This window comes from Rothia sp. QJM3NY_36, from assembly GCF_056173115.1.
This window is the reverse complement of the sequence record NZ_CM149658.1, coordinates 2,356,649-2,380,766: the sequence shown is the minus strand read 5'-3', so window position 1 is coordinate 2,380,766 and position 24,118 is coordinate 2,356,649. Positions and strand designations below refer to the sequence as shown.

At 69.3% G+C, this 24,118-nt stretch carries 22 protein-coding genes and 1 pseudogene; 18 read left to right on the top strand and 5 right to left on the bottom strand.

Translation table 11 applies throughout. The features are described from left to right. The first annotated feature begins 586 nt into the window (after nucleotides 1-586). The 8 genes and pseudogenes from rpmH (at nucleotide 587) to AC0VXQ_RS10625 (ending at nucleotide 8,874) form a co-directional block, all read left to right on the top strand. Entirely contained in the window at nucleotides 587-724 is a 138-nt protein-coding gene (gene rpmH / locus AC0VXQ_RS10660; protein WP_081046273.1) for a 50S ribosomal protein L34, read from the top strand. A gap of 105 nt (nucleotides 725-829) precedes the next feature. Continuing rightward, nucleotides 830-1,177 carry a ribonuclease P protein component gene (gene rnpA, locus AC0VXQ_RS10655; protein ID WP_058730476.1) on the top strand — a complete coding sequence of 116 codons (348 nt, stop codon included), beginning with the start codon at nucleotides 830-832 and terminating at the stop codon, nucleotides 1,175-1,177. Further along, on the top strand, nucleotides 1,174-1,608 hold the full coding sequence (gene yidD, locus AC0VXQ_RS10650) for a membrane protein insertion efficiency factor YidD (protein WP_224799966.1): 435 nt from the start codon (nucleotides 1,174-1,176) through the stop codon (nucleotides 1,606-1,608). The genes rnpA and yidD overlap by 4 nt, the downstream gene beginning before the upstream one ends. A 13-nt stretch (nucleotides 1,609-1,621) precedes the next feature. Beyond that, nucleotides 1,622-2,593 carry a membrane protein insertase YidC gene (gene yidC, locus AC0VXQ_RS10645; RefSeq protein ID WP_058730477.1) on the top strand — a complete coding sequence of 324 codons (972 nt, stop codon included), beginning with the start codon at nucleotides 1,622-1,624 and terminating at the stop codon, nucleotides 2,591-2,593. A 91-nt stretch (nucleotides 2,594-2,684) separates the two neighbouring features. After that, nucleotides 2,685-3,251, top strand: a pseudogene (locus AC0VXQ_RS10640) (Jag family protein); the annotation flags it as partial. Nucleotides 3,252-3,583: 332 nt separating this feature from the next. After that, nucleotides 3,584-4,204: a 16S rRNA (guanine(527)-N(7))-methyltransferase RsmG gene (gene rsmG / locus AC0VXQ_RS10635; protein ID WP_232238537.1), complete on the top strand. Its 621-nt coding sequence runs from the start codon at nucleotides 3,584-3,586 to the stop codon at nucleotides 4,202-4,204. Nucleotides 4,205-4,810: 606 nt separating this feature from the next. Continuing rightward, nucleotides 4,811-5,737 carry a ParA family protein gene (locus AC0VXQ_RS10630; RefSeq protein ID WP_081046270.1) on the top strand — a complete coding sequence of 309 codons (927 nt, stop codon included), beginning with the start codon at nucleotides 4,811-4,813 and terminating at the stop codon, nucleotides 5,735-5,737. A 1,934-nt stretch (nucleotides 5,738-7,671) separates the two neighbouring features. Continuing rightward, nucleotides 7,672-8,874 (top strand): ParB/RepB/Spo0J family partition protein, encoded by a 1,203-nt coding sequence (locus AC0VXQ_RS10625; protein ID WP_081101459.1) that lies wholly within the window; start codon nucleotides 7,672-7,674, stop codon nucleotides 8,872-8,874. Between the two features lie 81 nt (nucleotides 8,875-8,955). On the opposite strand, the gene trxA is transcribed toward AC0VXQ_RS10625, so the two are convergent. From trxA to AC0VXQ_RS10600, 5 genes are all read right to left on the bottom strand, one after another. Next, nucleotides 8,956-9,282: a thioredoxin gene (gene trxA, locus AC0VXQ_RS10620; RefSeq protein WP_058730481.1), complete on the bottom strand. Its 327-nt coding sequence runs from the start codon at nucleotides 9,280-9,282 to the stop codon at nucleotides 8,956-8,958. A gap of 26 nt (nucleotides 9,283-9,308) precedes the next feature. Further along, the gene (gene trxB / locus AC0VXQ_RS10615; RefSeq protein ID WP_058730496.1) at nucleotides 9,309-10,277 is read right to left on the bottom strand and encodes a thioredoxin-disulfide reductase; all 969 of its coding nucleotides are present in this window, start codon (nucleotides 10,275-10,277) and stop codon (nucleotides 9,309-9,311) included. 287 nt (nucleotides 10,278-10,564) lie between these two features. Then, complete coding sequence (locus tag AC0VXQ_RS10610; RefSeq protein WP_058730482.1) at nucleotides 10,565-12,079, bottom strand: discoidin/SUN/FTP domain-containing protein; 1,515 nt, start codon at nucleotides 12,077-12,079, stop codon at nucleotides 10,565-10,567. A gap of 82 nt (nucleotides 12,080-12,161) precedes the next feature. After that, nucleotides 12,162-13,796, bottom strand: a complete 1,635-nt coding sequence (gene murJ / locus AC0VXQ_RS10605) for a murein biosynthesis integral membrane protein MurJ (protein ID WP_058730483.1) — start codon at nucleotides 13,794-13,796, stop codon at nucleotides 12,162-12,164. 52 nt (nucleotides 13,797-13,848) lie between these two features. Next, nucleotides 13,849-14,349, bottom strand: a complete 501-nt coding sequence (locus AC0VXQ_RS10600) for an NUDIX hydrolase (protein ID WP_058730484.1) — start codon at nucleotides 14,347-14,349, stop codon at nucleotides 13,849-13,851. Between the two features lie 129 nt (nucleotides 14,350-14,478). Here AC0VXQ_RS10600 and AC0VXQ_RS10595 point away from each other — a divergent pair, with 129 nt between their 5' ends. The 10 genes from AC0VXQ_RS10595 to AC0VXQ_RS10550 all read left to right on the top strand — a co-directional run bounded on the left by AC0VXQ_RS10595 (nucleotide 14,479) and on the right by AC0VXQ_RS10550 (nucleotide 24,108). Next, a complete protein-coding gene (locus tag AC0VXQ_RS10595; RefSeq protein ID WP_061225142.1) occupies nucleotides 14,479-15,903 on the top strand; it encodes a CCA tRNA nucleotidyltransferase in 1,425 nt (474 codons plus the stop codon). Nucleotides 15,904-16,003: 100 nt separating this feature from the next. Next, nucleotides 16,004-16,708, top strand: coding sequence for a hypothetical protein (locus AC0VXQ_RS10590; RefSeq protein ID WP_061225143.1), 705 nt, complete (start codon nucleotides 16,004-16,006; stop codon nucleotides 16,706-16,708). 625 nt (nucleotides 16,709-17,333) lie between these two features. Continuing rightward, a complete protein-coding gene (locus AC0VXQ_RS10585) occupies nucleotides 17,334-18,599 on the top strand; it encodes a nuclear transport factor 2 family protein (RefSeq protein ID WP_061225144.1) in 1,266 nt (421 codons plus the stop codon). After that, nucleotides 18,596-18,742 carry a hypothetical protein gene (locus tag AC0VXQ_RS10580; protein ID WP_165590104.1) on the top strand — a complete coding sequence of 49 codons (147 nt, stop codon included), beginning with the start codon at nucleotides 18,596-18,598 and terminating at the stop codon, nucleotides 18,740-18,742. Before AC0VXQ_RS10585 ends, AC0VXQ_RS10580 begins: the two co-directional genes overlap by 4 nt. Nucleotides 18,743-18,961: 219 nt before the next feature. Next, complete coding sequence (locus AC0VXQ_RS10575; protein ID WP_058730487.1) at nucleotides 18,962-19,927, top strand: ABC transporter ATP-binding protein; 966 nt, start codon at nucleotides 18,962-18,964, stop codon at nucleotides 19,925-19,927. After that, nucleotides 19,924-20,820 (top strand): ABC transporter permease, encoded by an 897-nt coding sequence (locus AC0VXQ_RS10570; protein WP_064725070.1) that lies wholly within the window; start codon nucleotides 19,924-19,926, stop codon nucleotides 20,818-20,820. Before AC0VXQ_RS10575 ends, AC0VXQ_RS10570 begins: the two co-directional genes overlap by 4 nt. A gap of 150 nt (nucleotides 20,821-20,970) precedes the next feature. Beyond that, nucleotides 20,971-21,528: a TM2 domain-containing protein gene (locus tag AC0VXQ_RS10565; RefSeq protein WP_196825865.1), complete on the top strand. Its 558-nt coding sequence runs from the start codon at nucleotides 20,971-20,973 to the stop codon at nucleotides 21,526-21,528. 149 nt (nucleotides 21,529-21,677) lie between these two features. Continuing rightward, nucleotides 21,678-22,913 (top strand): NAD(P)/FAD-dependent oxidoreductase, encoded by a 1,236-nt coding sequence (locus tag AC0VXQ_RS10560; RefSeq protein WP_058730489.1) that lies wholly within the window; start codon nucleotides 21,678-21,680, stop codon nucleotides 22,911-22,913. A 168-nt stretch (nucleotides 22,914-23,081) separates the two neighbouring features. Next, nucleotides 23,082-23,387, top strand: coding sequence for a 30S ribosomal protein S6 (rpsF, locus tag AC0VXQ_RS10555; RefSeq protein ID WP_058730490.1), 306 nt, complete (start codon nucleotides 23,082-23,084; stop codon nucleotides 23,385-23,387). A gap of 91 nt (nucleotides 23,388-23,478) precedes the next feature. Continuing rightward, nucleotides 23,479-24,108, top strand: coding sequence for a single-stranded DNA-binding protein (locus AC0VXQ_RS10550; RefSeq protein WP_058730498.1), 630 nt, complete (start codon nucleotides 23,479-23,481; stop codon nucleotides 24,106-24,108). The last annotated feature ends 10 nt before the right edge of the window (nucleotides 24,109-24,118 follow it).

Below are 24,118 nucleotides of genomic sequence, written 5' to 3'. Positions count from 1 at the left end.
GGTGCTCCTCGAAGTCGGCGACGGGACGGATCGAGGGCGCTGGAGGCGTTCGCGCCGGCGGGTCGGGCACGGTCCTCCACCGGTTCTCCCCGGTCTGTCCACAAGGTTGTACACACCCGCCTGCTCTGTGGATAACGAGAGGCGGCTCCTGCCAGCCTAGAGCATCCCGACCGCGGGAATCCGCCGCAGTCGGCCGCTTCCGGTAATCACAGGACTGTAGTTCCGCGTCTTCTCGGGGCTGGGGATGGTGGGAACTTCTCTGGGGTTTATCCACAGACTGGGATGGTCGGTGGATGCACACCCTGGGGAAGCGGGATGCACCTCGTCTGACGACATCGGTGCGCCGCGCAGGGCTTGACCGCCCCACCGCCTCCCTCTTAGACTCGATCAGTCGTCCGTGTGCCGTCAGTGTGCCCACCGACCCTCCAACCCGGGCTGCCCCGCAGCCCATCGGCGGTTCGAGGAGACCCGGTGCGCGGCCCTGCACGCCGCGCGGATCGCATCGCCCCACGCGTCGCCCCTGCGGATCCCCGTCGGATCCACCAGCGCGGGCAGCGCCCGAATCGACGTCAATGGAGTACCCACCGTGAGCAAGCGGACTTTTCAGCCGAATAACCGCCGTCGTGCCAAGAAGCACGGCTTCCGTCTGCGGATGCGCACCCGCGCCGGCCGCGCCATCCTGGCCCACCGCCGGTCCAAGGGCCGCGCGAACCTCTCCGCCTGAGCCGCACCCCCGTCGTCGGGGACTGAGGCGCTGTCCCGCCGCGCCCGGGAGATGATCCCGCGCGGAGGCACCCGCACCCCGGCACGTCTTCGAAGGAGCCGCTCAGTGCTGGCCCAGCAGCACCGGATGCGGACGTCGGTCCAATTCTCAGCAGCCACGCGTTCCGGCGCCCGTAGCGGGCGCCGGAACGTCGTCGTCTACGCCCACCCCTGCGCACCGCAGGAGCCGACCCTCGTCGGCTTCATCGTGTCCAAGGCGGTGGGCAACGCCGTCGTGCGCAACCGGGTCAAGCGGCGGCTGCGCGAGCTCGCCGCCGAGTCGATCGCCGAGACCCCTCGCGGACTGCACCTGGTGGTCCGCGCCCTGCCGGCCTCGGCCGAGGCGGATTGGAGCCGCCTCGGCGCGGACTACCGGGCGGCCCTGATCGCCGCCCGGCGGAAGCTCGCCGCATGAGCCCCGACCAGGACGCCGGAAGAACCCTCGAGGCCGCGATGGAGCCCCAGCAGCTGCTGGAGCGGGCGCCGACGGAGTACGTGCGCGTCCGCGGCGTCGGGCAGGCGCTGTGGACGCTGCCGCAGAACCTCGCCATCGGCCTGCTGCGCCTGTACCGCAGGATCATCTCGCCCCTGTACGGGGAGGTGTGCCGGTACTTCCCGACGTGCTCGGCGTACGCGCTGGAGGCCTTCACTGTGCACGGCGCGGTGCGGGGACTGGGCCTGACCGTGAGACGATTGCTGCGGTGCCATCCCTGGGCCTCCGGCGGCCTGGACCCGGTGCCCGTCGGCCCCCGGACCTTCGCGCCGGGACGCGCCCCCCAGATCCTGCTGCTGAACCATCCGCGCTGCGCGCACGCACATGACACCCCCGTGGAACCGCGGGGCTAGGAGTCAATCCCCGATGAACCTCTTCGACCTCATCCTGTGGCCCTTCAAGTGGATCGTCTCCGCGATCCTGTGGTTCTTCCACACGGTGTTCACCGCGATCGGCATGGACGCCGCCTCCGGGTGGACGTGGGTGCTCGCCATCGTCTTCATGACCCTGGTGATGCGGACCCTGACCATCCCGCTGTTCGTCAAGCAGATCAAGTCCATGCGCGGCATGCAGGAGCTGCAGCCGGAGATGGCCAAGATCCAGGCCAAGTACAAGGGCAAGAAGGATCAGCTCTCCCGCCAGGCGATGGCGCAGGAGCAGATGGCGCTGTACAAGAAGACCGGCTCCAACCCGCTGTCCTCCTGTCTGCCGATCCTCGTGCAGATGCCGATCTTCTTCGGCCTCCTGCAGGTGCTGCGCGGGGTGCCGGCGGCGGCGTCGTCGGGATCCAATCTGCTGGTGCTGCCCGCGGATATGGTGCACCAGTTCAACGACGCCACGATCCTCGGGGCGCCGCTGTTCTCCACGCTCATGCAGCCCGGCCATGGCAACCACACGGCCACCGTCGTGCTCGCGATCCTCATGATCGTGCTGATGAGCGCGACCCAGTTCTTCACCCAGCGTCAGCTGACCTCCCGGAACATGAGCGACCAGGCCAAGGAATCGCCCATGTATCGGCAGCAGCAGATGATGCTGTACCTGTTCCCGATCATCTTCGCCGTCGGCGGCATCAACTTCCCTCTCGGTGTGCTCGTGTACTGGACCGTCTCCAACTTCTGGTCCATGGGCCAGCAGTGGTGGGTCATCCGCAACAACCCGACGCCGGGCTCTCAGGCCGAGCGCGAGCTCAACGAGCGCCGGGCCGCCAAGGGCCTTCCCCCCGTGGGCAAGACCAAGGAGGAGCACGAAGCCGAGCTGGAGGCCCAGCGGGTGAAGGCCCAGGCCGGGCAGCGCCGTCAGCCCGTGAGCAAGCAGCGCCAGAAGAAGAAGCGGAAGTGATCCGCGGCGGGATGGGCGCGACCACGGGTTCGGAGCGCCCTCCCGCGGCCCTCGAGCGCACCGACCGCACGGATGGAGCAAGGAGCATCTGATGTCAGCACAGCAGCCCACCGACCAGCGCCGCGACGACGACGCCGCGGAAACCGCACACGCCAGCGCCGCGGAGGCCGCGGCCTCAGAATCCAGCACTGAGGAGGCGGCGCTGCGCGAGGAGGAGAGCGAGATCGCCGCCGACTACCTCGAGGAGCTGCTGGACATCGCGGACCTGGACGGCGACATCGAGATCGAGGTGCACCAGAACCGCACTTTCCTCTCGGTGGTGGCCGAGGGCGAGCAGGCCGAGGACCTGAAGATGCTGGTGGGCAAGCACGGCGAGGTGCTGGACTCCCTGCAGGAGCTGGTGCGGCTGTCGGTGCTGGCGGCCACCGGCAACCGGTCTCGGCTGATCCTGGACATCGCGGGGCATCGGGAGCGGCGCAAGGGCGAGCTGCGCCGCCTCGCCGAGGAGGCCGTGGCTTCGGTGCGCGAGTCCGGGAAGGACCGCCACCTGCAGCCCCTGAGCCCCTATGAGCGCAAACTGGTGCACGACTTCGTCGCCGAGCTGGGCTTCCTCTCTGCCTCGGAGGGCGAGGGGCCGAAGCGCCACATCGTGGTGACCGGCCCCCGGGAGGCCGCCGAGGATGCGGCGTCGGTCGCCGGTGCTGATGCCGCCGACGCCGCTGGCGGTGCGACTGGCGGTGTGCCTGGTGCGCCGGGGGCTGTGCCCCAGCACCCGGATCCGGCGGAGGTGACCGTGGACTTCACGGCACCGGGTGAGGAGCCGGCATGAGCCGCCCGCACACCGGATCCGCCGCGCGTGATGCTGCCTCGGATTCCCGGGGCGCTGACGTCGCGCCTCAGGGTGGCGGCGCTGGGACGCGGGGTTCCCACGCCGACGCCGGCTCTCGGGGTGCCGGGACCGCCGCGTCGCCGGCGCAGGCTCCGGAGCCTGTGGGCGAGGAGCTGCGGGCGGCCGAGGAGGTCTTCGGTGAACGCCTGGATCTCGCCCGCCGCTACGTGGGTCATCTGTCGGACAGCGGGATCGAGCGAGGCCTGATCGGCCCCCGGGAGGTTCCGCGGCTGTGGGTCCGTCACGTTCTGAACTGCGCGGTGGTCCAGGAGCTGATCCCCCAGGGCGTCTCCGTGGTGGATGTGGGCTCCGGAGCGGGCCTCCCGGGGCTGTGCCTGGCTCTGGCCCGACCGGATCTGTCCCTGACTCTCGTGGAGCCGCTGGAGCGGCGCGTGATCTGGTTGGACGAGGTGGTGCGGGACCTGGAGCTGGGGGATTCGGTGCGCATCCTGCGCGGCCGGGGCGAGCAGATCGTCGGCGAGGTCGAGGCGGACATCGTCACCGCGCGCGCCGTCTCGGCCTTGGGTGGTCTCCTGGACATCACCCTGCCGATCCTGCGGGGCACGGGGCAGCTGCTGGCCCTGAAGGGCCGCTCCGCCGAGGAAGAGGTGCGCAAGGCGCGCAAGAAGCTCTCCAAGTACGGCGCCCGCGAGACCGAGATCCTCACCGTCGGGGATCGGCTGCTCAGCGAGCCGACGACGGTGGTGCGCGTCAGCCTCTGAGGCTCCGTGTCTCCCGGGCTGTGGGTCTCCGGGGTGGTGAGGCTGGGGCGCTGTGATGCGCCTCTGGCATTGTGCTGTGCTGAGTCGCTGAGGCTTGTGGGTTCGCGAGGCTGTGAGGCTGTGGCTCTGTGAGGCTGCGCGGTGCGGGCGTCTGCGCCTCGCCTCACGCCGTCTCGCACATCCGCGACAGGTTGTGTTCGGTCTTCCCCGACGCAGCGTCTGCCAGTGTCTGCGGTGTCCGCAGGCGGTGGTGGAGGCTGTGTGTGGGTTCAGTCGGCGTGGGTACTCCGCGTGGGTGTAGTCCGTGTGGAGCGGGGTCGCCAGGGGCGGCGGTGCCGGAGACTGCGTATGCCTGTGGACTCCGCCGCCGGGGCATCCATTAGCCGGGTACGCTGGGACGAGACGTGATCACCCGGAACGGCCGCGGTGCGACTCTGGACGAGGAGGAGGTCTGCGGACGCCATGACCTCTCCCCCACCTTCCCACCGTCTGAAGGGTGTCTTCGGGGATGCACTGCCGCCGCAACCCCGGGACCTCCCGACCCCGATCCACCCCGACGTCGGCCGTCGTGTTTCACGTGAAACATCGTCCGTGGAGTCCGCCGCGATGGCGGAGGCCGTACAGTCGCCTGTAGCGAGAGAGCTCATGAACGAGAAGAAGCGCTGGAAGAAGCTCAACCAACAGCAGGTGCAGCCCCCTGCGGAGACGCGGATCTTCACGATCAGCAACCAGAAGGGCGGGGTCGGGAAGACCAGCACGGCCGTGAACCTCGCGGCCGCCCTGGCTGAGCGCGGCCTGCAGACGCTGGTGATCGACATCGATCCGCAGGGCAATGCCTCCACAGCGCTGAATATCGAGCACGGGACGGACATCGTCTCCACCTACGATGTGCTCATCGAGGACACCCCGATGCAGGAGGCCGTGCGCCCCTGCCCGGATGTGGAGAATCTGTACTGCTTGCCCTCGAACATCGACCTGGCCGGGGCCGAGATCGAACTGGTCTCTCTGGTGGCTCGGGAGCAGCGGCTGAGCCGGGCTCTCGGCGATTACGCCAAGTATCTTGCCGTCAACGACCTCCCGCGGTTGGATTACGTGTTCATCGATTGCCCGCCGTCCCTCGGGCTGCTGACCATCAACGCCTTCGTGGCCGCGCGTGAGGTCCTGATCCCCATCCAGTGCGAGTACTACGCCTTGGAGGGGCTGAGCCAGCTGCTCAAGAACATCGACATGGTGAAGAAGCACCTCAACCCCGGACTCGAGGTCAGCACGATCCTGCTGACCATGTACGACGGCCGCACCAATCTGTCCTCTCAGGTGGCCCAGGAGGTGCGAGACCACTTCCCGCAGCAGACCCTGGAAGCGATGATCCCGCGGTCGGTGCGGATCTCCGAGGCGCCGAGCTATCAGCAGACCGTCCTCACCTATGATCCCCATTCGACCGGCGCCCTGTCCTACCTGGAGGCGGCCGTCGAGATCGCGCAGCGGGCCGACGTGGATGCTGCCCCCGGGCAGCATCGCGCCCGCCACCTCTAGGAGACGACGGAGGGCGAGGCGGCGGCCCGCTGCTCCATGTGTTTCACGTGAAACATGCTTGGTCCGTGCGGAGGTCCGGGCGGTGGATGGAGGGCATTACCGGTCCGGGAGCGGCAGCACCTTCGAACGTTCAGGTTCAGCTGTCCCCTTGATAGATCCGAAACGATTGATCTCCGTTATTGTTTGCCAACGGCCAATGCGGAAGGCAGTCCTCGTGGGGTTGCGCGAGCCGGATGGTCGCAGAGTCTGACCTTCCAAATCCCGTCCAGGGGGAGGAGGGCCTGATGCGCCCGGATCGGGCACACCGGCGGTGCTGAGAGAGTCACCAGACCCCCGGGGGACTACCCAAGGCGACGGCATCCTGTCCGCGTCGAGGGCGGAGCGTCCAGCAAGTTCACGTCATGTTTCACGTGAAACACGCGCGCACAGACGATCATCATGACCGGGAAGCCGGGAAGCCGGGAAGCCGGGAAGCCGGGAAGCCGAGCGTCTGGATCCCCGAAACCTTGGGTCTGGACCACATCTCCCGGTAGTCCGCGACTGACCCAACACCTAACGCCATCGTGATCGGGGACGCAAGAATTCGGCACACGACCCGAGGGATAGACCTCTATCGTGGGCTCGCTCGGTACATCCTCAGGGATGTGAGAAGCACTCTCCGTGGAGAGGCGCGGACGTCCCTGCGTACCGGACCCATAGATCAGTCGCGCCCTGCCGGAGTTGGAGCGTAGGCGCTTTCGCCCAATCCAGCGCCCGTTTCACGTGAAACGGAGGAGTACGTGGCACCTTCGACGTTCGCCATGGGAACGCGTGGGGCTCGGCTGTGCTGCGCAGGTGTCGTCCGCCCCTAGGGCTGGTCAGACCGAAGGGCGCAGGAGACCTCTGCCGTGAGTCGTTATGTTCGGGTGTCCATCTGCTGCTCTCCACGCGGACTTGAGGGGATCCGCTCCGAAGGGGGACAGCTTGGCACAAGAGCTTTCACGTGTCTGGCCCCCCATCCCGACCCATCTGTCGCTGTCTACTGCCTTCACGATGAGCGTCCAGGAGGTGGTCTTCACCCGTCCGGCCAATATTGCCCTGTCGACCGGCAGCAGCCCGGATTGTCTGCCCCTGTCCGTGTGCTCCCGTTGAAGGGAACCCGGCGTCCTCCGGGCAGATGGTCTCGGCGCCCCAGTGGGGAGGGTGGAGTCAACACGCCGGTTTGGGAATCGGTGGCACTGAGGATGGGCGGTTCTGACCCATGCGATGAAGGTGAGCCTGCAGTGGATGCCGTACATTCACACGATCCGGCCCCGGTTCGAGCGAATGGCCCGCGGTGGGAGGTCGATTCCTGTGGAGGAGGACGGTTCGATGACACCGAGGCCCAGTAGAATCGGAGCGACGAGTGTCGAGTGGGAAGGTCGAGGGACATGGCAGAGAGACGACGTGGATTGGGGCGCGGACTGGGGGCTCTCATACCGAGCTCACCCGAAGAGGAACCGACGACATCCGTCGATTCATCGGCTGCTGCCGGTCATACCGGTGATGCTGGGGCGGAGACGAAGGACCAGGCGGGACGTCGGCGTACCCCGGCCGGAAGGTCGACGTCAGGCTCGTCGGGCCGATCGAGTGCGAACGGCCCGACCGTTTCACGTGAAACATCGAGGGCTGAGGCGTCGAGCGGTGGAGGCTCTTCCGTGGCCGACAACCAGGCTGCATCGCCGAGCGGACAGGGAACGGCCTCGACCTCCGCTGGAGCGAGCGGAAAGGTCGGCGCGAAGAGTGGCGGTCGAGGGACGAGCGGGCGGTCGGCCGCCAAGAAGGCTTCCGCTGCGACCTCGGCGAGCGGGGCGAAGAACGGCGAACAGACCGACAACGCTCCGGAGAAGCCCCAGAAGAAAGCCTCTACAAGTCGTTCTGCGAAGAAGAGCGGGCGATCCGCTGGGCGCGCCGATATGGGCGCCGCCCTTCGCAAGAGCGGTGCGGGCCGGCGACCGGTTGATTTCTTCTTCGAGCCGAGCGCCGCCGCCCAGGAAACGAAGAGCGAGGATCCGCGAACCGCCGAGGCGGGGACCGGTGAACGGGGGAGCTCCTCGTCGAGCAACGCGACTGTTTCACGTGAAACGGCGGAATCCAGCGCTGGCACCTCCTCGACCAACCGTCGCCCGGACGATCGATCCTCCATGCCCGTCTCCGCCTCCGCATCGACACATGACTCTGCCCAGGCCTCAAAGTCTGACCGCTCCGGCACAGAGGAGGGCGAGCAGCGGACCACGAGGACTCGGACCGGTTCTGCGGACGCACCCGTGTCCGAGACGGATCAGGACCTGGTGCCCGTCCCCGGGGCGCTGTTCGGAGAGATCCCCGTCCGGGACATCCACCCGAACCGGAAGCAGCCGCGCCAGGAGTTCGACCCCGATGACATGGCCGAGTTGGTGCACTCGATTCGGGAGATCGGGGTGCTCCAGCCGATCGTGATCCGCCCCAGCCAGGAGGACGGCCCGGAGAAGTACGAGCTGGTCATGGGTGAGCGGCGCTGGCGAGCCAGCCAGGAGGCCGGGCTGGACCGGATCCCGGCGATCATCCGCGAGACGCAGGACATCGACCTGCTTCGTGATGCTCTTCTGGAGAATCTCCACCGCAGCCAGTTGAATCCGCTGGAGGAGGCGGCGGCGTACCAGCAGCTGCTCCACGAATTCGGGACCACCCAGGAGGAGCTGGCACGCCGGATCGGCCGGTCGCGCCCGCAGATCAGCAACACCATTCGCCTGCTGCGTCTGCCCGCCCTGGTGCAGCGTCGGGTTGCGGCGGGAGTGCTCTCGTCCGGGCACGCCCGCGCCCTGCTGGCGCTGTCGGATCCCGCCGCCATGGAGAGGCTCGCACAGCGCATCGTGGCGGAGGGACTATCAGTGCGCTCCGTCGAGGAGATCATCCAGTCCGGGGCGGCCGCCGGTCCGGAGAAGAAGAAGCGCCGGCCGTCGGCCCCTCGGCATCATGAGAGGTTTGACTACATCGCCGACGCGTTTGCGGACAAGCTCGACACCAGCGTCAAGATCGCCCTGGGGGCCCGCAAGGGGAAGATGACCATCGAGTTCGCCTCGGTGGACGATCTCAACCGCATCATCAGCGTGCTGGATCCGGAGATCGAGCGCGGCTGACGACACAGCACGAGGCCCGCATGTTTCACGTGAAACATGCGGGCCTCGTCGTCGGATGGGAGGCGCGTCAGGCGGGGGAGATCAGCCGAGGAACTCGGCGAACTCCTTCTCCAGGACGGCCTTGGGCTTGGCACCCACGCTCGTCTTGGCCACCTCGCCGCCCTTGAACACGTAGATCGCGGGGATGGAGGTGATGCCGTACTTCGCGGCGGTCTCGCTGTTCTCATCCACGTTGAGCTTCACGACGTCGACCTTCTCCGCGTGCTCCTCGGCGATCTGATCGAGGACGGGGCCGACCATCCGGCACGGGCCGCACCACTCGGCCCAAAAATCCACGATGACCGGGCGATCGCTGTTCAGAACGTCTTCCTGGAAGGACGCATCGGTGACTGCTCTGGCGCTGCTCATGACAGCTCCTTTCGGTGGGAAGGGTGTTACAGGGTTTCCAGGTAATGCTGGACGTCGATGGCGGCCACACAGCCGGAGCCGGCCGCGGTGATCGCCTGGCGGTAGGTGGGGTCGATGACGTCCCCGGCGGCGAACACCCCGGGGAGGCTGGTCTTGGAGGAGCGGCCCTGCACGGCGATCGTGCCCTCGGCGGTCAGCTCCAGCTGGTCCTTGACCAGCTCCGTGCGGGGGTCCGAGCCGATGGCCACGAACAGGCCGCTGACCTCCAGGCGCTGCGTCAGCCCGGACTTCACGTTGCGCACCTGCAGGGCCTCCGTCTGCGCGGCACCCTCGATGCCCACCACCTCGGAGTCCCACACGAAGGTGATCTTCGGGTGCTCCAGGGCCCGGCGCTGCATGATCTCCGAGGCCCGCATGGAATCGCGCCGATGGATGATGGTCACCGAGGAGGCGAAGGTGGTCAGGAACAGCGCCTCCTCCAGGGCGGAATCCCCGCCCCCGACGACGGCGATCGGCTTCTCCTTGAAGAAGAACCCGTCACAGGTTGCGCACCAGCTGACGCCATGCCCGGACAGGCGCGCCTCATCCTCGAGGCCGAGCTTCCGGTACTCCGACCCGGTGGAGACGATCACGGCCTTGGCCCAGTGCACGGACCCGTCCGCGACCGTGATCCTCTTCAGCTCGCCGGCCAGCTCCACGGACTCCACATCCTCGTAGCGGATATCCGCACCGAAGCGCTCCGCCTGCTGCTGCATCGTGGACATCAGCTCGGGCCCCTGGATGCCATCCACGAAGCCGGGGAAGTTCTCGACCTCCGTGGTGGTCATCAGGTCCCCGCCGGCCGCCACCGAGCTGGCGAACACGATGGGCTTGAGGTTGGCGCGGGCCGTGTAGATCGCGGCCGTGTACCCGGCCGGCCCGGAGCCGATGATGGCGACGTCGTGCACTGAGTCCTCCGCGGACGGCGCGATGGCCTCCGCGGCCGACGACGGCACGGCGTCGTCACGGCCCTCGGCGGCGGGCTGCTGGTTCAGGGAGATCACGGGGGAACCCGCGGCGAAGACGTTCTCGTTCACGTGCTGGGGGACCTTTCCTGCGGCCCGCGGGATGCCGGGCCGACGCGCTCGGGCGGGAGGAGGCGCCTCGCAAGACGCCCCGGTGCTTCTACAGGGTGGAACCGGGGACCGGGGAGGGATATTCCGCGCGACGAGCCCGGGGCCACAGCGCCTCACCGGGCCACCTGGCCAGCCGTGCCTCACCGGACCGCCGGGCGCACAGCGCCTCACCGGACCGAGATCTCCCCCAGACGCAGCCCGTAGGGGTACCCGCCGATCGGCTGGGACAGCCGCGGAGCGGAATCCACGAAGACGATCACGTACCGGGCGGTCTTCGAAGAGGCCTGTTCGTTCAGGCGCACCGTGGTCTGCGCGGCGTCGAAGGTGCCCTTCCCGGCCTCCGTGGCGCCGTCCAGGGACGGGGAATCGCTGGTGTAGACGGTGAAGGACCCGCCGGTCCCGCCCTGCTGATCCACCGTCACCTGGCTGACCTTCGCCGGATCCTGCAGCTGGACGGCGATGCCGAAGCCGGAGATCAGGGAGCCGAACTGCGCCGAGGAGAAGCCGTAGCTGGTCCACACGGTGGACGGGTTCCCATCCACCACCTGGGACAGGGTTCCGTCCTGATCCGCCATGAACGAGGCGTTGCCCGGCACGATCCGCTGCGCGGAGACGGCGCGCGGCTCGGCGCCGTCGTCCTCGGTGGGCGAGGCGGAGGCCGACGCGGAGGAGCTGCCGGTCCCGGAGGCCTCGGAGCCCCCGGAGGAAGCTGAAGACGCAGGAGCAGAGGAGGAGCCGCCGCCGATCGAGGAGACCATCGCTCCCAGCCGGGTGAAGCCGAAGAAGACCAGTCCGGCCAGCAGCAGGATCACCACCAGCGTCGTGATCCACAGGCCCCCGCCGGGGCCGCGGCGGCGCGGTTCGTCGTCGTACTCCTCCTCATCGTCCGGGTAGAGATCCTCGTCCTCGGGGTCCTCATCGGCGACGGTCTCGGCCCCGGGATAGGTTCCGGTGGCGGGATCCGGGGAGGTCGGCCCGGCGTAGGCGGGCTCCGCCTCGTCGTACCCGTAGTCGTAGGCCCGGTCATCGTCGGCGTCCCCGACGCCGCTGCCGTCGTAGCCGGCGTCCGCGGCGCGCCGAGAGGCGGCCGACGCCGCGGCGCCGCCGGCCGCATCGGAGGCGGCGCGATCGAACAGGGTGCCTCCGGAGCGGCTGGAGCGCCCGGAGCGCTGGGCGGGCGGCTCCTCGCCGAAGGACTCGTAATCCGCGTCGGTCCAGCGGGTCACGGCCGGACCGTCCTGCTCCCGCTCCTCGGCTCGAGACTCGTCGACCGGGCCGGTGACGGCCTCGTAGCCGTCCTCCGCGCCCGCCGGGGCATCTTCGGTGCCGAAGATCTCGGAGCCGAGGGCCTCTCCGCCGTCATCCGGGTCCGCGCCTCCGGGCAGCAGGAGGTCCAGCAGCTCCTCCGAGTCGGTGTGGGAGGTGATGAGGTAGGTGGTGTCCTCGGACTGGCCGAGGTCCAGGATCTGCAGGGACCTGGAGCGCGGCCCCGAGGCCAGGGAGCGGGCGTTGTCGATGAGCAGCTCGGCGTGCTGGGGGCCCGCGGCTAGGATGGACACCTGCCGGCCCAGCACCTGATCCCGGCCCTCCAGGACCTGGTCGCGCGCGGCCGTGGTCAGCACCTGCGCCGTCACCTTGTAGCGACCGCCCAGCACGGTGCCCAGCTCGATAGCCTGCGTCACGAGTCCTCCAGCTCTCCTTGCGAGGGTTCTTCCGGGCCCGGTGCGGACCGCTGCCCACGATCCTACCGGGGTGTGGCGGGGATTACCGGCCCAGTCGGGTGCGCACCATGCGGACCATGCCGTCCAGCTCCCGCACGTGCAGCAGCTTCAGCGCCCCCAGGTACAGCACCCCCATGAGGGTCCCTCCCGCGGCGATCGTGATCAGGGAGGTGATCTGGTTGCTCCAGGCGAACCCGGAGAAGTCCGAGCCGCCCAGCAGCGTGAGCACCGCGAAGCCGCCGATCCCGGCCAGCAGGGCAGCCACGGTGACCCGCAGGTGGGTGGTCATGATGTTCGCGACGTCGTAGTCCCCCAGCCAGCGGCGCAGGCTGCGGTGGTACAGCAGGGTCGCGAGGATGTTCTGACCGGCATACAGACCGGCCAAGCCGAAGACGATGTGATCCGGCTGAATATGCTTGATGAGGAATCCTCCGATGATCAGGTACGCCGCGCAGATCGCCTGGTTGATCAGCGGGGTCTTGGCGTCCTCGTGAGCGTAGAACATCCGCCCCATCATGAAGGACGTGGTCAGGAACGGACCCCCCAGGGCGATCACCGTGATGACCTGCCCGACCACCGCCCCGGCCACCGGGCCGCCGCCGCCGAACAGCACGCCGATGGGCCCAGCGAAGACCACCAGGGCCACGGCGCAGAAGATCGTGGCCACGCACGTGATCCGCAGGCCGCGGGAGAGGGTCGCGATGAGGGTGTCCCGGTCCTCCTCCGCGGCGGAGCGGGACATCTGGTTGAACAGCACCGTGGCCACGGACAGCCCGATCACCCCGTGCGGCAGCTGGTAGAGCATGGTCGAGTTGTCCAGGGCGTTGTTCCCGGCGATCGGCACGTCGTAGTCCGCGCGGAACCCGGCGGGGGTGGTGGCCAGGTGGGCGACGTAGAGGAACGCGAGGTTGGCGATGACGCCGGTGGCCAGCGTCCAGCTGGCCAGGCGCCCGGCGGTGCGCAGCCCGATCCCGCGCCAGCCCAGCTTGATCCCCAGGCCGATCTTCAATGCCTTGAGCGGAATGAACAGGATGAGGGCCTGCAGCGCGACGCCCACGGTGGCCATCCCGGCCAGCCAGAAGGTCTGCTGGGAGGTCCAGCTCTCCGGGGTGTGCTGGGCGGACTGCTGCGTGCCGAACAGCCACACGAACACCAGCAGCGCCCCGATCGCGACGACGTTGTTCAGGGCCGGCGCCCACATATACGCCCCGAAGGCGCCGCGGGCGTTGAGGATCTGGCCGACCACCGTGTAGAGCCCGTAGAAGAAGATCTGCGGGAAGCACCAGAGGGCGAAGGTCACCCCGAGGTCGATCTGCTGCTCGGACCACCCGGAGGCCATCACGGAGATGATGGGTCGGGCCAGCAGGACCACGAGTCCGGTGACCGCGAACAGGCCGATCACCGCGAGGGAGAGCAGCCGGGAGATGTAGTCCGCGCCGCCGTCGGGATGCTTGGAGGCCTTGATGACCTGGGGGACCAGCACGGCGTTGAACACGCCCGCGGCCACCAGCACGTAGATCTGGTTGGGCAGGGTGTTGGCCAGGGCGAAGACGTCTCCGACGTTGGTCGCACCGCCGATGGCGACGGCCAGCAGCATGGTCTTGAGGAAGCCGAGGATGCGCGAGACCAGCGTCCCGGCGGCCATGATGGCGCTCGAGCGCGCACCGGTGGTTGCCATAGGAGGTATTCCCTGTCCGTGATATTCCGTGTCGACGCGGCGGCCGGGCCCGTCAGAGCTGGTGGATGAGGTACTCCCGGGCGATGTCCGCGATGCGGCGCTCGTTCGGGAAGGAGAGCTTGCGCCCGAGGTCGTCGATGCCCACCCAGGCGACGTCGATCGCCTCGTGGTCCGGATCCTTCTCCGTGGTCAGGTACCCGCCGGTGGCCTGCAGGAGGAAGTGGTGCACGGTCTTGTGCACCCGGTGCCCGGAGACGGAGAACCAGTAGTCGATGGAGCCCAGGCCCGCCAGGATCTCCCCGGCCACCCCGGTCTCCTCCTCGATCTCCCGGCGCGCGGCCTGGGCGTTGGTCTCCTGGCCCTCCGGGTGGCCCTTGGGCAGGCACCATTCGACGCGCCCGCCGCGGTTGAGGCGGGCGATGATCGCCACGGGCTGGCCCGGCGTCTCCAGGTCCACGACGAGGCCCCCGGCGGAGACCTCCTCCACCGTGGGCGTGGCCGAGACGGGCAGGAGCACCCGTCTCTTCGGCGCCCGCGGTACTGGAAAGCTCATGTGTCCACCTTACAGAGTCGTCCGCGACCGGCTCCCGGGCCCGGCTGCCCGCCCCGGGGCCTGCGGCGGCCCGTTCCCGGGAGGGGCGCGGCGTCGTCGTCGGCGCGGATCTGGCACGATCGAAGGACTATGGCACACCTCTTCGACACCTCTGCGATCCACCCGGCGGCCCTGGAGCTGGGCCGGATCTTCGCCGAGCGCGGCTACGAGCTCTCGCTGGTCGGCGGGCCCGTCCGGGACCTGTTCCTGGGTGCTGAGGCCCTGGACCTGGACTTCACCACCGACGCCACTCCGGACCAGATCCTGGAAACCGCCGGGGACTGGGCGGATGCGCACTGGGAGATCGGCCGGGAATACGGCACCATCGGGCTGCGCAAGGGCGAGGCGATGATCGAGGTGACCACCTACCGTGCGGAGGCCTACGACGCCGACTCCCGCAAGCCCACGGTGGCCTTCGGGCGGCGGCTGGAGGATGACCTGTTCCGCCGGGACTTCACCATCAACTCCATGGCCCTGCGCCTGCCGGGGCTGGAGCTGGTGGATCCCTACGGCGGCATACGCGACCTGCACGCCGGGATCCTGCGCACCCCGGGCGCCCCGGAGGACTCCTTCTCGGACGATCCGCTGCGGATGATGCGCGCGGCGCGCTTCGCCTCCCGCCTGGACGTGGCTCCGGCCCCGGAGGTGGTCGCGGCGATGACGGACATGGCCGAGCGGATCGGCATCGTCTCCGCGGAGCGGGTGCGCGATGAGCTGGTCAAGCTGATGGTGGGGCGCAACCCCCGCCGCGGCGTGGACCTGCTGGTGAGCACGGGTCTGGCCGATCACGTGCTGCCGGAGGTGCCCGCGCTGCGGATGCAGCGGGATGAGGCGCACCAGCACAAGGACGTGTACGAGCACTCCCTGACCGTGCTCATGCAGGCCGTGGACCTGGAGACGGGTCCGGAGGGTCCCGTGCCGGCCCCGGACTTCACCCTGCGCTTCGCCGCCCTGATGCACGACGTCGGCAAGCCCGCCACCCGGCGCCTGGAGGAGGACGGCGCGGTGAGCTTCCGGCACCACGACGTCGTCGGGGCCAAGCTGGTGAAGAAGCGGATGCGGGCTCTGCGCTTCGACAACGAGACGATCCGGAACGTGGCGCGGCTGGTGGAGCTGCATATGCGCTTCTACGGATATGGCGATGCGGGGTGGACGGACTCGGCGGTGCGTCGGTACGTGCGCGACGCCGGGGATCAGCTGCAGCGCCTGCACCGGCTGACCCGCTCGGATGTGACCACCCGGAACCAGCGCAAGGCGGGGCGGCTGCGCCGGGCCTACGACGACCTGGAGCGGCGCATCGAGCAGCTGGCGGCCCAGGAGGAGATGGACGCGATGCGCCCGGACCTGGACGGGGAGCAGATCATGGCGATCCTGGGGATCGCCCCGGGGCCCACGGTGGGGAAGGCGTACCGCTTCCTGCTGGAGCTGCGCCTGGATGAGGGCAGCCTGGGCGAGGAGGAGGCCCGGCGTCGCCTGCTGGCGTGGTGGGCGCAGCAGCCGGAGGGCGGGGCCTGATCCCACGCCGGCACGCGGCGTGCCGGTGAGGTGCATCGCCGTGCGATCCGATAGTTTGGTGGGCATCATCACCCGCAACCATCACCTCTGAGGATGCATCATGACTGATTCCCCCGGTCAGCCCACCCCCTCCGAGTCCTCGGGCGCTGCCCGCGAGCCGGAGAGGAACGAGAACCCGCGGGCCGCCGCCGGCATCACCTACGGGGCGATGCTCCTGGCCGCCGTCGTCTTCTCCGTGCTGATCGTGGTGGCCATCCGCTCCGAGACGGCGGGCTCCCTGAGTGGCGCAGGTCTGCTGGACGCCGATGATGTGGTGGGACTGCTCCGCAACGGCACCGGGGTGTACTTCGTCGTCGCGCTGACCGTGCAGCTGGTCTCCATGGCCCTGGGCGGACGGATGCACCTGAGCGTGACCGCCGTGGACTCCAGGTCGGATCTCCTGCACCTGTCCATCGGCTTCCTGCCGGTGATGATCACCGTGGTGGGAGCGGTGGCGCTGTTCATCTGCTCCCGGGTGGTGGCGGCCCGCCAGGTCCGCCGCCAGGAGCGGGTGGCTCCCGACCAGGTGTGGCTCTCCTCCCTGGTCACCGCCGGGCTGCTGACGGTCTTCGCGATGGTGCTGACCATGGTGCTGGCCGGGCGAGCCACGGAGGACGGCGACTACGCCGTGCGTCTGCACTTCTGGGCGATGAGTCCTGGCCTGGTGATCTGCCCGCTGGTCTTCGGCACGCTGCTGGGCGTCTGGGCTCGGCGCACCGCCCTGGGGCCTGAGCCCACCCGGGTCTCCGATCTGGTGCACCAGTAGGTGCCGGGCCTCGCGCCGGCGGCGCGGCTGAGCGCGCTGTACCTGGGTGCGCTGTCCGTGCTCGGTCTGATCCTGCTGTCCATCGGCTCCGGGGTGGAGGAGGGCTCCTTCGCCGCCTTCCTGGCGGTGCTGCTGATCGGGACCTTCGCCGGCGTCGACCTCGTCTCCATGACCCACCTCGGGGCCGTCACGGCCGTGGCCCGCGGCGACGGCGGCAACGCTCGGGAGACGCTGTTCCTGTGGTCCGGCGGCACCCGGGATGTCGCCACCGCCTGGCCGATGCTGATGTGGCTGTTCCTGGTGGTGGGGATCCTGGTTCTGGCCTGCGCGTGGGCCGGGCGCCGCCCCGGCCTCGGACGGTGGACCTCCTGGGTGGCCATGCCGCTGGTGTTCTTCCTCGCCGGGCTGGTCACGCTGATGCTCGGCCGGATCAGCGCGGAGATATCCGTGCAGGCCTACAGCGGCTACTCCGCGCGCCTGTCCATGGGCTCGGCGTGGTGGACGCCGGTGGTGTTCGCCCTGTGGGGCGGGGTCGTGGAGGTGCTGGCCCGGTATGCGGTGCCGCACCTGGCCCGGGCCGTGCCGCAGGGTCGCGCGCGCCGTGCTGTTCGGAGCCCCGGCTTCGGTGCTGTTCACCCAGCGCGCCGGGAACGGAGGTGCCGATGCCGGGGCCGCCGGTTTCGGAGCCGGCGCGTCGGTCGCCGCCGAGAACGGTGCCGAGACCGCCGTTCAGGCCGATGCCCAGGCGGACGCCCGGTCCGGCGCTGAGGCCGCACCGATCGTCGGGGAGGGTGCGAAGCAGACCCGTCCCTTCACCGCCCCGCAACCCGGGCAGCCGGCTTCCTCGTCCCCGTCCGAGCAGACCGCCCAGACGGCGGCCGTGCGCGAGGCCGCGCCGCTGTCCCCGAGGGCGAAGAAGCGGCTGAAGATCTCCGGGATCATCGCCGGGGCGCTGGTGCTGATCCTGGCGTTCGCCGGGGTGCGCATCGCCAACGCCACCGTGTACAGCCCCGAGCACGTGGTGGAGGAGTGCTTCGACGCCGTCGTGGACGGGGACGCCGAGGCCGCGACGAACCTGATCGATCCGAACGTCCCCTCCGCGCAGCGCGTGCTGCTGACCGGGGACGTGTACAAGGACGCCGGGCAGCGGATCTCCGGGTACGACGTGAAGGACGTGGAGGTGGCCGATGACGGCCAGTCCGCCACGGCCACCGTCTCCGTGACCCAGGATCAGCGCTCCACGGACACCACGCTGCAGCTCACGCGTGCCGGCGGGGTGCTGGGGCTGCGGCAGTGGGAGATCGCCCCGGACCAGTCCGGGCTGTACAAGACGGTGCGGGTCTCGGTGCCGGCCGGTCAGGACACGCTGACGGTCAACGGCCATGAGGTGAGCGTGCCGGCGTCGTCGGCCTCGCCGTCGCCCACCTCCGGGTACCACCGCCGCTCCGTGTTCGAGGAGGACCCGGACGCGCTGAGCCTGACGGTGCTGCCCGGGGAGTACACCTTCGCCGCGCCGAAGGGCGGGAAGTACCTGACCTACGGCGATGACCAGAAGGTCACGGTCACCGCGGACGAGGACACCTCCTCGGAGCTGTCCGGCTCCACGGTGGAGTTCCGGCAGAGGCTCACCGAGCAGGCGGTGACGGATGCCGCGGCGAAGGCCAAGGAGAAGATCGACGCGTGCGTGGCGAAGAAGGAGTTCAAGGTCGCCGAGTGCAGGCTGAACAGCTACTACGAGGCCGATGACGAGCACCGCAACCCCAGCTGGTCCGTGGAGGAGTACCCGACGTTCATGCTCACGGACGGCCTGAACAGCACGGACTCGGACCCGGTGGACGAGCTGGAGACCGGCAGCAGCTGTACGTGCGGACCTCGGAGAGCGGGAAGGTGAAGTTCTCCTACCAGTACCGCTTCGACGATGACGAGCCGTGGGAGGACAAGAGCACCACCTCGCCCCTCTCCGGGGCCTTCATGATCACGGTGACCCCGGAGGAGATCACGGTGCAGGACTCGCACTCGAGCAACGGGTACTGACCCGCGCCGGCCCTGACCGGGCTCGGCTCGGGGCCGGAAGGGGGTCCGGCTCGGCGCCGGGGTGGAGCCAGCTCCACCCCGGCCTCCGCCCTGAGGATGAGATCCCGGCCGTTTCCTCGCTGTGCTGCGGGAGCGGCCGGGATCTCCTTATACAGTGGGTCACACACGCCGGAGAAGACCAGAAGACCACCAAGACCCCTGCAGAACGGGAGCGATTCCATGATCGAGGTCAGCGGCCTCACCAAGACGTACGGCCCCAAACGGGCCGTGGATGATGTGTCCTTCACGGTGCAACCCGGGAAGGTGACCGGCTTCCTCGGGCCCAACGGCGCCGGGAAGTCCACGACGATGAGGATGATCCTCGGGTTGGAGCACCCCACCCGCGGGCAGGCGCTGGTGGACGGGCAGCGGTATGCGGCCCTGCGCTCGCCGCTGACGTCGGTGGGCTCCCTGCTGGAGGCGCGCGCGGTGCACCCCCGGCGTTCGGGGGTCAACCACCTGCGGGCGATGGCCGTGACCCACGGGATCCCGAAGTCCCGGGTGGATGAGGTCATCGAGATCACCGGCCTGGCCTCGGCCGCGAAGCGGAAGGTGGGCGGGTACTCCCTGGGGATGGGTCAGCGCCTGGGCATCGCGACGGCGATCCTGGGGGACCCCTCCACGGTGATCCTGGATGAGCCGGTGAACGGCCTGGACCCGGAGGGTGTGATCTGGGTGCGGCAGATGGCCCGGCACCTGGCCTCGGAGGGCAAGACGGTGTTCCTGTCCTCGCACCTGATGTCGGAGATGGCGCAGACCGCGGATCACCTGATCGTGATCGGGCAGGGCAGGATCCTCGCGGATGAGCCCCTGCAGAGCTTCCTGGACGCCAACGGGGAGCACCGGGTGCTGGTGCGCACGGACGACGCCGCGGCCTTCGCGGATCGGCTGCGCGCCGACGGCGTGGAGTCCACCCCGCATGAGCAGGACGGTCTGCTGGTGGCGGCCGAGGCCCGCGAGGTGGCCGAGCGGGCGCAGTCGGCCGGCATCCTGCTGTATGAGATCACCCCGCAGCGGGATTCCCTGGAGCAGGTGTACATGCGGATGACCCAGGATTCCGTGGAGTACCGCTCCGCGGACCCGAACGCACCCCAGGCCCAGCAGGCCCCGCAGGCCCAGCACGTCGCGAAGGAGAGCCGAGCATGAGCACCGCCGTTTCCGAGACCCCCCGCACCGACCGCGCCGCGCACACCTCCCCGTACCGGCTGAGCTTCCTGGGGATCCTGCGCGCGGAGGTGCTGAAGTTCCGCACCCTCGTGTCCTCGTGGGTGCTGATGATCGTGACGATCGCGCTGATGGCGGGCATGGCAGCCATGGCCGCGTGGAGCGTGAACTTCATGACCTCCGCGAGCCAGTCCGTGTCGCAGGATCCCGCGGCCGCGGAGGGCGGCGCGGAGATGCAGGCTTCGCTGTCCGGGAACGTGCATGACCTGGCGGTGATGACGCCGACGGCGGGCGCGACCCTGGGGTTCATCGTGGTGGGTGCGATGGCGGTGATGATCCTGTCCACGGAGTTCGGCACCAAGTCCATCATCTCCACGTTCACCGCGGCCCCGCGCCGGTGGGCGGTGTACGTGGCGAAGGCGCTGGTGATCTCCGTGTTCTCCGCGCTGGTGGCGCTGATCTCCGCGGTGGTCTCCTACCCGCTGACGCAGCTGATCCTGTCCGATGATGACGCGCACTTCGACTTCACGGATTCCGGGTACTGGACCTGTGTGCTGGGTCTGCTGGTGGTCTTCGTGCTGACCTCCTGGATGGGCCTGGGGCTGGCGGCGCTGCTGCGCAACAGCGCGGGGGCGATCGTGGTCGTGGTGGTGGTGTTGTTCGTGCTGCCGCTGGTGTGGTCCTTCCTGACCAACCTGGATTGGGCCAATGACTTCATGCCGTATCTGCCGATGAACCTGGCGAACACCCTGACCACCGCCTCGGACCCGGTGGGTGATCCGCAGCGGGTCCCGGCCGGCTGGTGGTACGCCCTGTGGTGCGCGGTACCGCTGGTGGCGGGGTTCTTCTCCTTCACTCGCCGGGACCCGAAGTAGGAAACCCTTCGGATCACCGGGTGGTCATCGTCGTAGGGTCTGCGCCGGCAGGCCCCACGACGATGACCACTTGAGGTTCAGCCCTTCGTCGCACCCCGGGTGTAGTGTGGGTCACATCATTCGCCGCCCGATCGGAAGGGACCTCGCACCATGAGCCAGCAGCCTGAAGAGCACCCCGCCGAGACGACCTCTGCTCCCACCGGCTCCTCTCCCGCCCAGCGTCCTGAGGGCTCCGGGCAAGAGGCGCGCTACGGTGCTGCATCCGACACCGCCGGAGAGCTCCAGCGCCATCCCGGCCAGCAGTTCCCGGCGACCTCCGATGCCTACGATCACCCCGGCGTCGGCCCCACCGGCGGATTCGACCGGAACCCGTCGCAGCCCCAGTACGGTCAGCCGCAGTACGGTCAGCCCGGTTACCCCACGGTGGTGCATCAGACCGTCATCACCCCCAAGAGCATGGGCCTGGCTTACGTCCTCTGGTTCTTCCTCGGCGGCTTCGGGGCGCACTCCTTCTACCTCGGCAAGACCGGAAACGCCGTCGGACACATCATCCTCACGATCCTGATCATCCTGTTCTCCTGGACCCTGGTGATCCCGGCTCTGATCGGCACCGCCCAGTTCATCTGGCTGATCGTCGACGCCTGCCTCATCCCCGGGTGGACCGCCCGCAGCAACCACCCCCAGCCTCAGGCCTACGGTCTGCGCTGACCGGCATCGAGCCGTCGTCGTGCGTCTGCCCAGGTCAGCGGGGTTCCGGCGGCCGCTGCCGCGCAGTAGCGTGGAATGAGGAACGACGCTCGGTCCGCGCCACCCCGCCCACCGGGGTGCCGCCCGCGGACCGGAAGGGAGCAGCACCCATGGACGCATCACACACCCAGCAGGAGACCCGCGCAGCGCGGGAATCGGGCACGGAGCGGTTCGACTACCTCATCACCGGCGCCGGCATGGCCGCGGACACCGCCGCCCGCGGCATCCGGGAGATCGACGCGACCGGCAGCATCGGCATCCTCGGGGCCGAAGACGACGAGCCCTACGCCCGCCCGCCCCTGTCCAAGCTGCTCTGGCTCAACCCGGACGCGAAGCTCGACGACTTCTTCACCGGCACCGCCGAAGCCACCGGGGCGCAGGTGCGCACCGGCACCACCGTGACCGGCATCGACCGGGAGAACCGCCGGGTGAGCACCGCGGACGGCCAGCAGATCGGCTACGGCAAGCTCCTGCTCGCCACCGGCGCGGAGCCGAACCGCTTCGACGCCCCACAGCACCCGCACATCCTCACCTACCGCACCGCCGAGGACTACCGGCGCCTGCGCGAGCTCACCCGCACCCACCGCGAGTTCGTGCTCCTCGGCGGCGGGTACATCGGCGCGGAGCTCGCCGCCGTCCTCAGCCAGGAGGACGTCTCCGTGCACCTGATCATCCCGGAGACCACCCTCGGGGACGCCAAATTCCCCGCGGACCTCGCCGTGCAGTACCAGGCACTGCTCACCGACGCCGGGGTGCAGGTCAGCGGCGGGCACCGGGCCGAGCGCGCCGACGTCGACGGCGATCGCATCCGGGTGCGCCTGGACGACGGCACCGACGTCGAGGGCGACGTGCTCATCCTCGGCCTCGGCGCCACCCCCCGCACCGAGCTCGCCGAAGCCGCCGGACTGGAGCTGGCCGACGGCGGGGTGCGCGTGGACGAGCAGCTGCGCACCTCCGACCCCCACATCTGGGCCGCCGGGGACATCGCCTCCTACCCGGACGTGATCCTCGGGCGCACCCGCGTGGAGCACAAGGACAACGCCCTGCAGATGGGCACCACCGCCGGACGCTCCATGGCCTCCGGCGGGGAGCGGTACGCCCACACCCCGTACTTCTACTCCCTCGTCAACGGCACCCGCTGGGAGGCCGTCGGCACCCTGGACTCCACCCTGGAGACCCTCGAGGACGACCTCGGCGACGGCCGCCGCGTCGTCTACTACCTCGACGCCGACCGCCGCCCCGTCGGCGTCCTGCTGTGGAAGGTGGAAGACGCCGTCGACGCCGCCCGGGAGGTCCTCGCCGCCCCGCCGGCCGACCCCGAGCAGCTGCGCGGACGCATCGGCTGACCCCGCGTGACCCGGCCCCTGGGTGCCGCGGCGCGGATGGGGTAGACTCGGGCAGGTTGTGCCGAGACCGGGACCGTTCCCGGACCCCTCGCGCACCGCACCCGCGCAAGCGAACCTCCTGCTGCGGAGAGACCGCAGCCGCCGAGACCGAAGGAGGTGGGTTCCCACATGCGTGAATACGAACTCATGGCACTGATCAGCCCCGAGGTTGACGACCGCGCCGTCGAGCCGACCCTGCAGAAGTTCCTCGACGTCGTCCGCAAGGGCAACGGCACCATCGAGAACATCGACATCTGGGGCCGCCGCCGCCTGGCCTACGAGATCCAGAAGAAGAGCGAGGCCATCTACGCCGTCGTGAACTTCACCTCGGAGCCGGACGTCGCCAAGGAGCTGGACCGCGTCCTGAACCTCAACGAGAACATCATGCGGACCAAGATCATCCGCCCGGAAGAGCAGAAGATCTCCTCCAAGTAGCTTCCACAGGGGGCCCCGGGACATTGGATCTGTCAGTCCCCCGTGGTCCACTGGTAGGAGCACCACTCGCTACGACTGCAAGGAGGTCATGATGGCCGGAGAGACCATCATCACCGTCGTCGGCAACCTCACCGCCGACCCCGAACTGCGCTTCACCCCCTCCGGGGCGGCGGTCGCAAACTTCACGATCGCCTCCACCCCCCGCACCTTCGACCGCCAGACCAACGAATGGAAGGACCAGGAAGCCCTCTTCCTGCGCTGCTCCATCTGGCGCGAAGCCGCGGAGAACGTCGCCGAGTCCCTCACCAAGGGCCAGCGCGTCATCGCCCAGGGGCGGCTGAAGGCACGGTCGTACGAGACCAAGGAGGGCGAGCGCCGCACCTCGATGGAGCTGGACGTCGACGAGATCGGCCCCAGCCTGCGCTTCGCCACCGCATCCGTGAACCGCAACCAGCGCTCCGGCGGAGGGAACTTCGGCGGAAACCAGGGCGGTCAGGGCTTCGGCGGCGGACAGCAGAACTTCAACCAGGGCGGCGGCCAGCAGCAGGGCTTCGGCGGGGGTAACCCCAGCCAGGGGCCCGGCAACGGCTACGGCGGCAGCGGCTACAACCAGGGAGGCAACCGCGGAGGCCAGCAGGCCCCGGCGGCGGACCCCTGGGGGCAGAGCTCCGGCGGCAGCTACGACTGGGGTGCCGGCCAGGACGACGAACCGCCGTTCTAGACCGCACCCG

Coding starts and splice junctions, on each gene's coding strand:
- yidD (WP_224799966.1), top strand. CDS start 1,174: ATGAGCCCCGACCAGGACGCCGGAAGAACCCTCGAGGCCGCGATGGAG.
- yidC (WP_058730477.1), top strand. CDS start 1,622: ATGAACCTCTTCGACCTCATCCTGTGGCCCTTCAAGTGGATCGTCTCC.
- AC0VXQ_RS10630 (WP_081046270.1), top strand. CDS start 4,811: ATGGCGGAGGCCGTACAGTCGCCTGTAGCGAGAGAGCTCATGAACGAG.
- AC0VXQ_RS10625 (WP_081101459.1), top strand. CDS start 7,672: ATGGGCGCCGCCCTTCGCAAGAGCGGTGCGGGCCGGCGACCGGTTGAT.
- trxA (WP_058730481.1), bottom strand. CDS start 9,282: ATGAGCAGCGCCAGAGCAGTCACCGATGCGTCCTTCCAGGAAGACGTT.
- murJ (WP_058730483.1), bottom strand. CDS start 13,796: ATGGCAACCACCGGTGCGCGCTCGAGCGCCATCATGGCCGCCGGGACG.
- AC0VXQ_RS10600 (WP_058730484.1), bottom strand. CDS start 14,349: ATGAGCTTTCCAGTACCGCGGGCGCCGAAGAGACGGGTGCTCCTGCCC.
- AC0VXQ_RS10595 (WP_061225142.1), top strand. CDS start 14,479: ATGGCACACCTCTTCGACACCTCTGCGATCCACCCGGCGGCCCTGGAG.
- AC0VXQ_RS10590 (WP_061225143.1), top strand. CDS start 16,004: ATGACTGATTCCCCCGGTCAGCCCACCCCCTCCGAGTCCTCGGGCGCT.
- AC0VXQ_RS10575 (WP_058730487.1), top strand. CDS start 18,962: ATGATCGAGGTCAGCGGCCTCACCAAGACGTACGGCCCCAAACGGGCC.
- AC0VXQ_RS10570 (WP_064725070.1), top strand. CDS start 19,924: ATGAGCACCGCCGTTTCCGAGACCCCCCGCACCGACCGCGCCGCGCAC.
- AC0VXQ_RS10565 (WP_196825865.1), top strand. CDS start 20,971: ATGAGCCAGCAGCCTGAAGAGCACCCCGCCGAGACGACCTCTGCTCCC.
- AC0VXQ_RS10560 (WP_058730489.1), top strand. CDS start 21,678: ATGGACGCATCACACACCCAGCAGGAGACCCGCGCAGCGCGGGAATCG.
- rpsF (WP_058730490.1), top strand. CDS start 23,082: ATGCGTGAATACGAACTCATGGCACTGATCAGCCCCGAGGTTGACGAC.
- AC0VXQ_RS10550 (WP_058730498.1), top strand. CDS start 23,479: ATGGCCGGAGAGACCATCATCACCGTCGTCGGCAACCTCACCGCCGAC.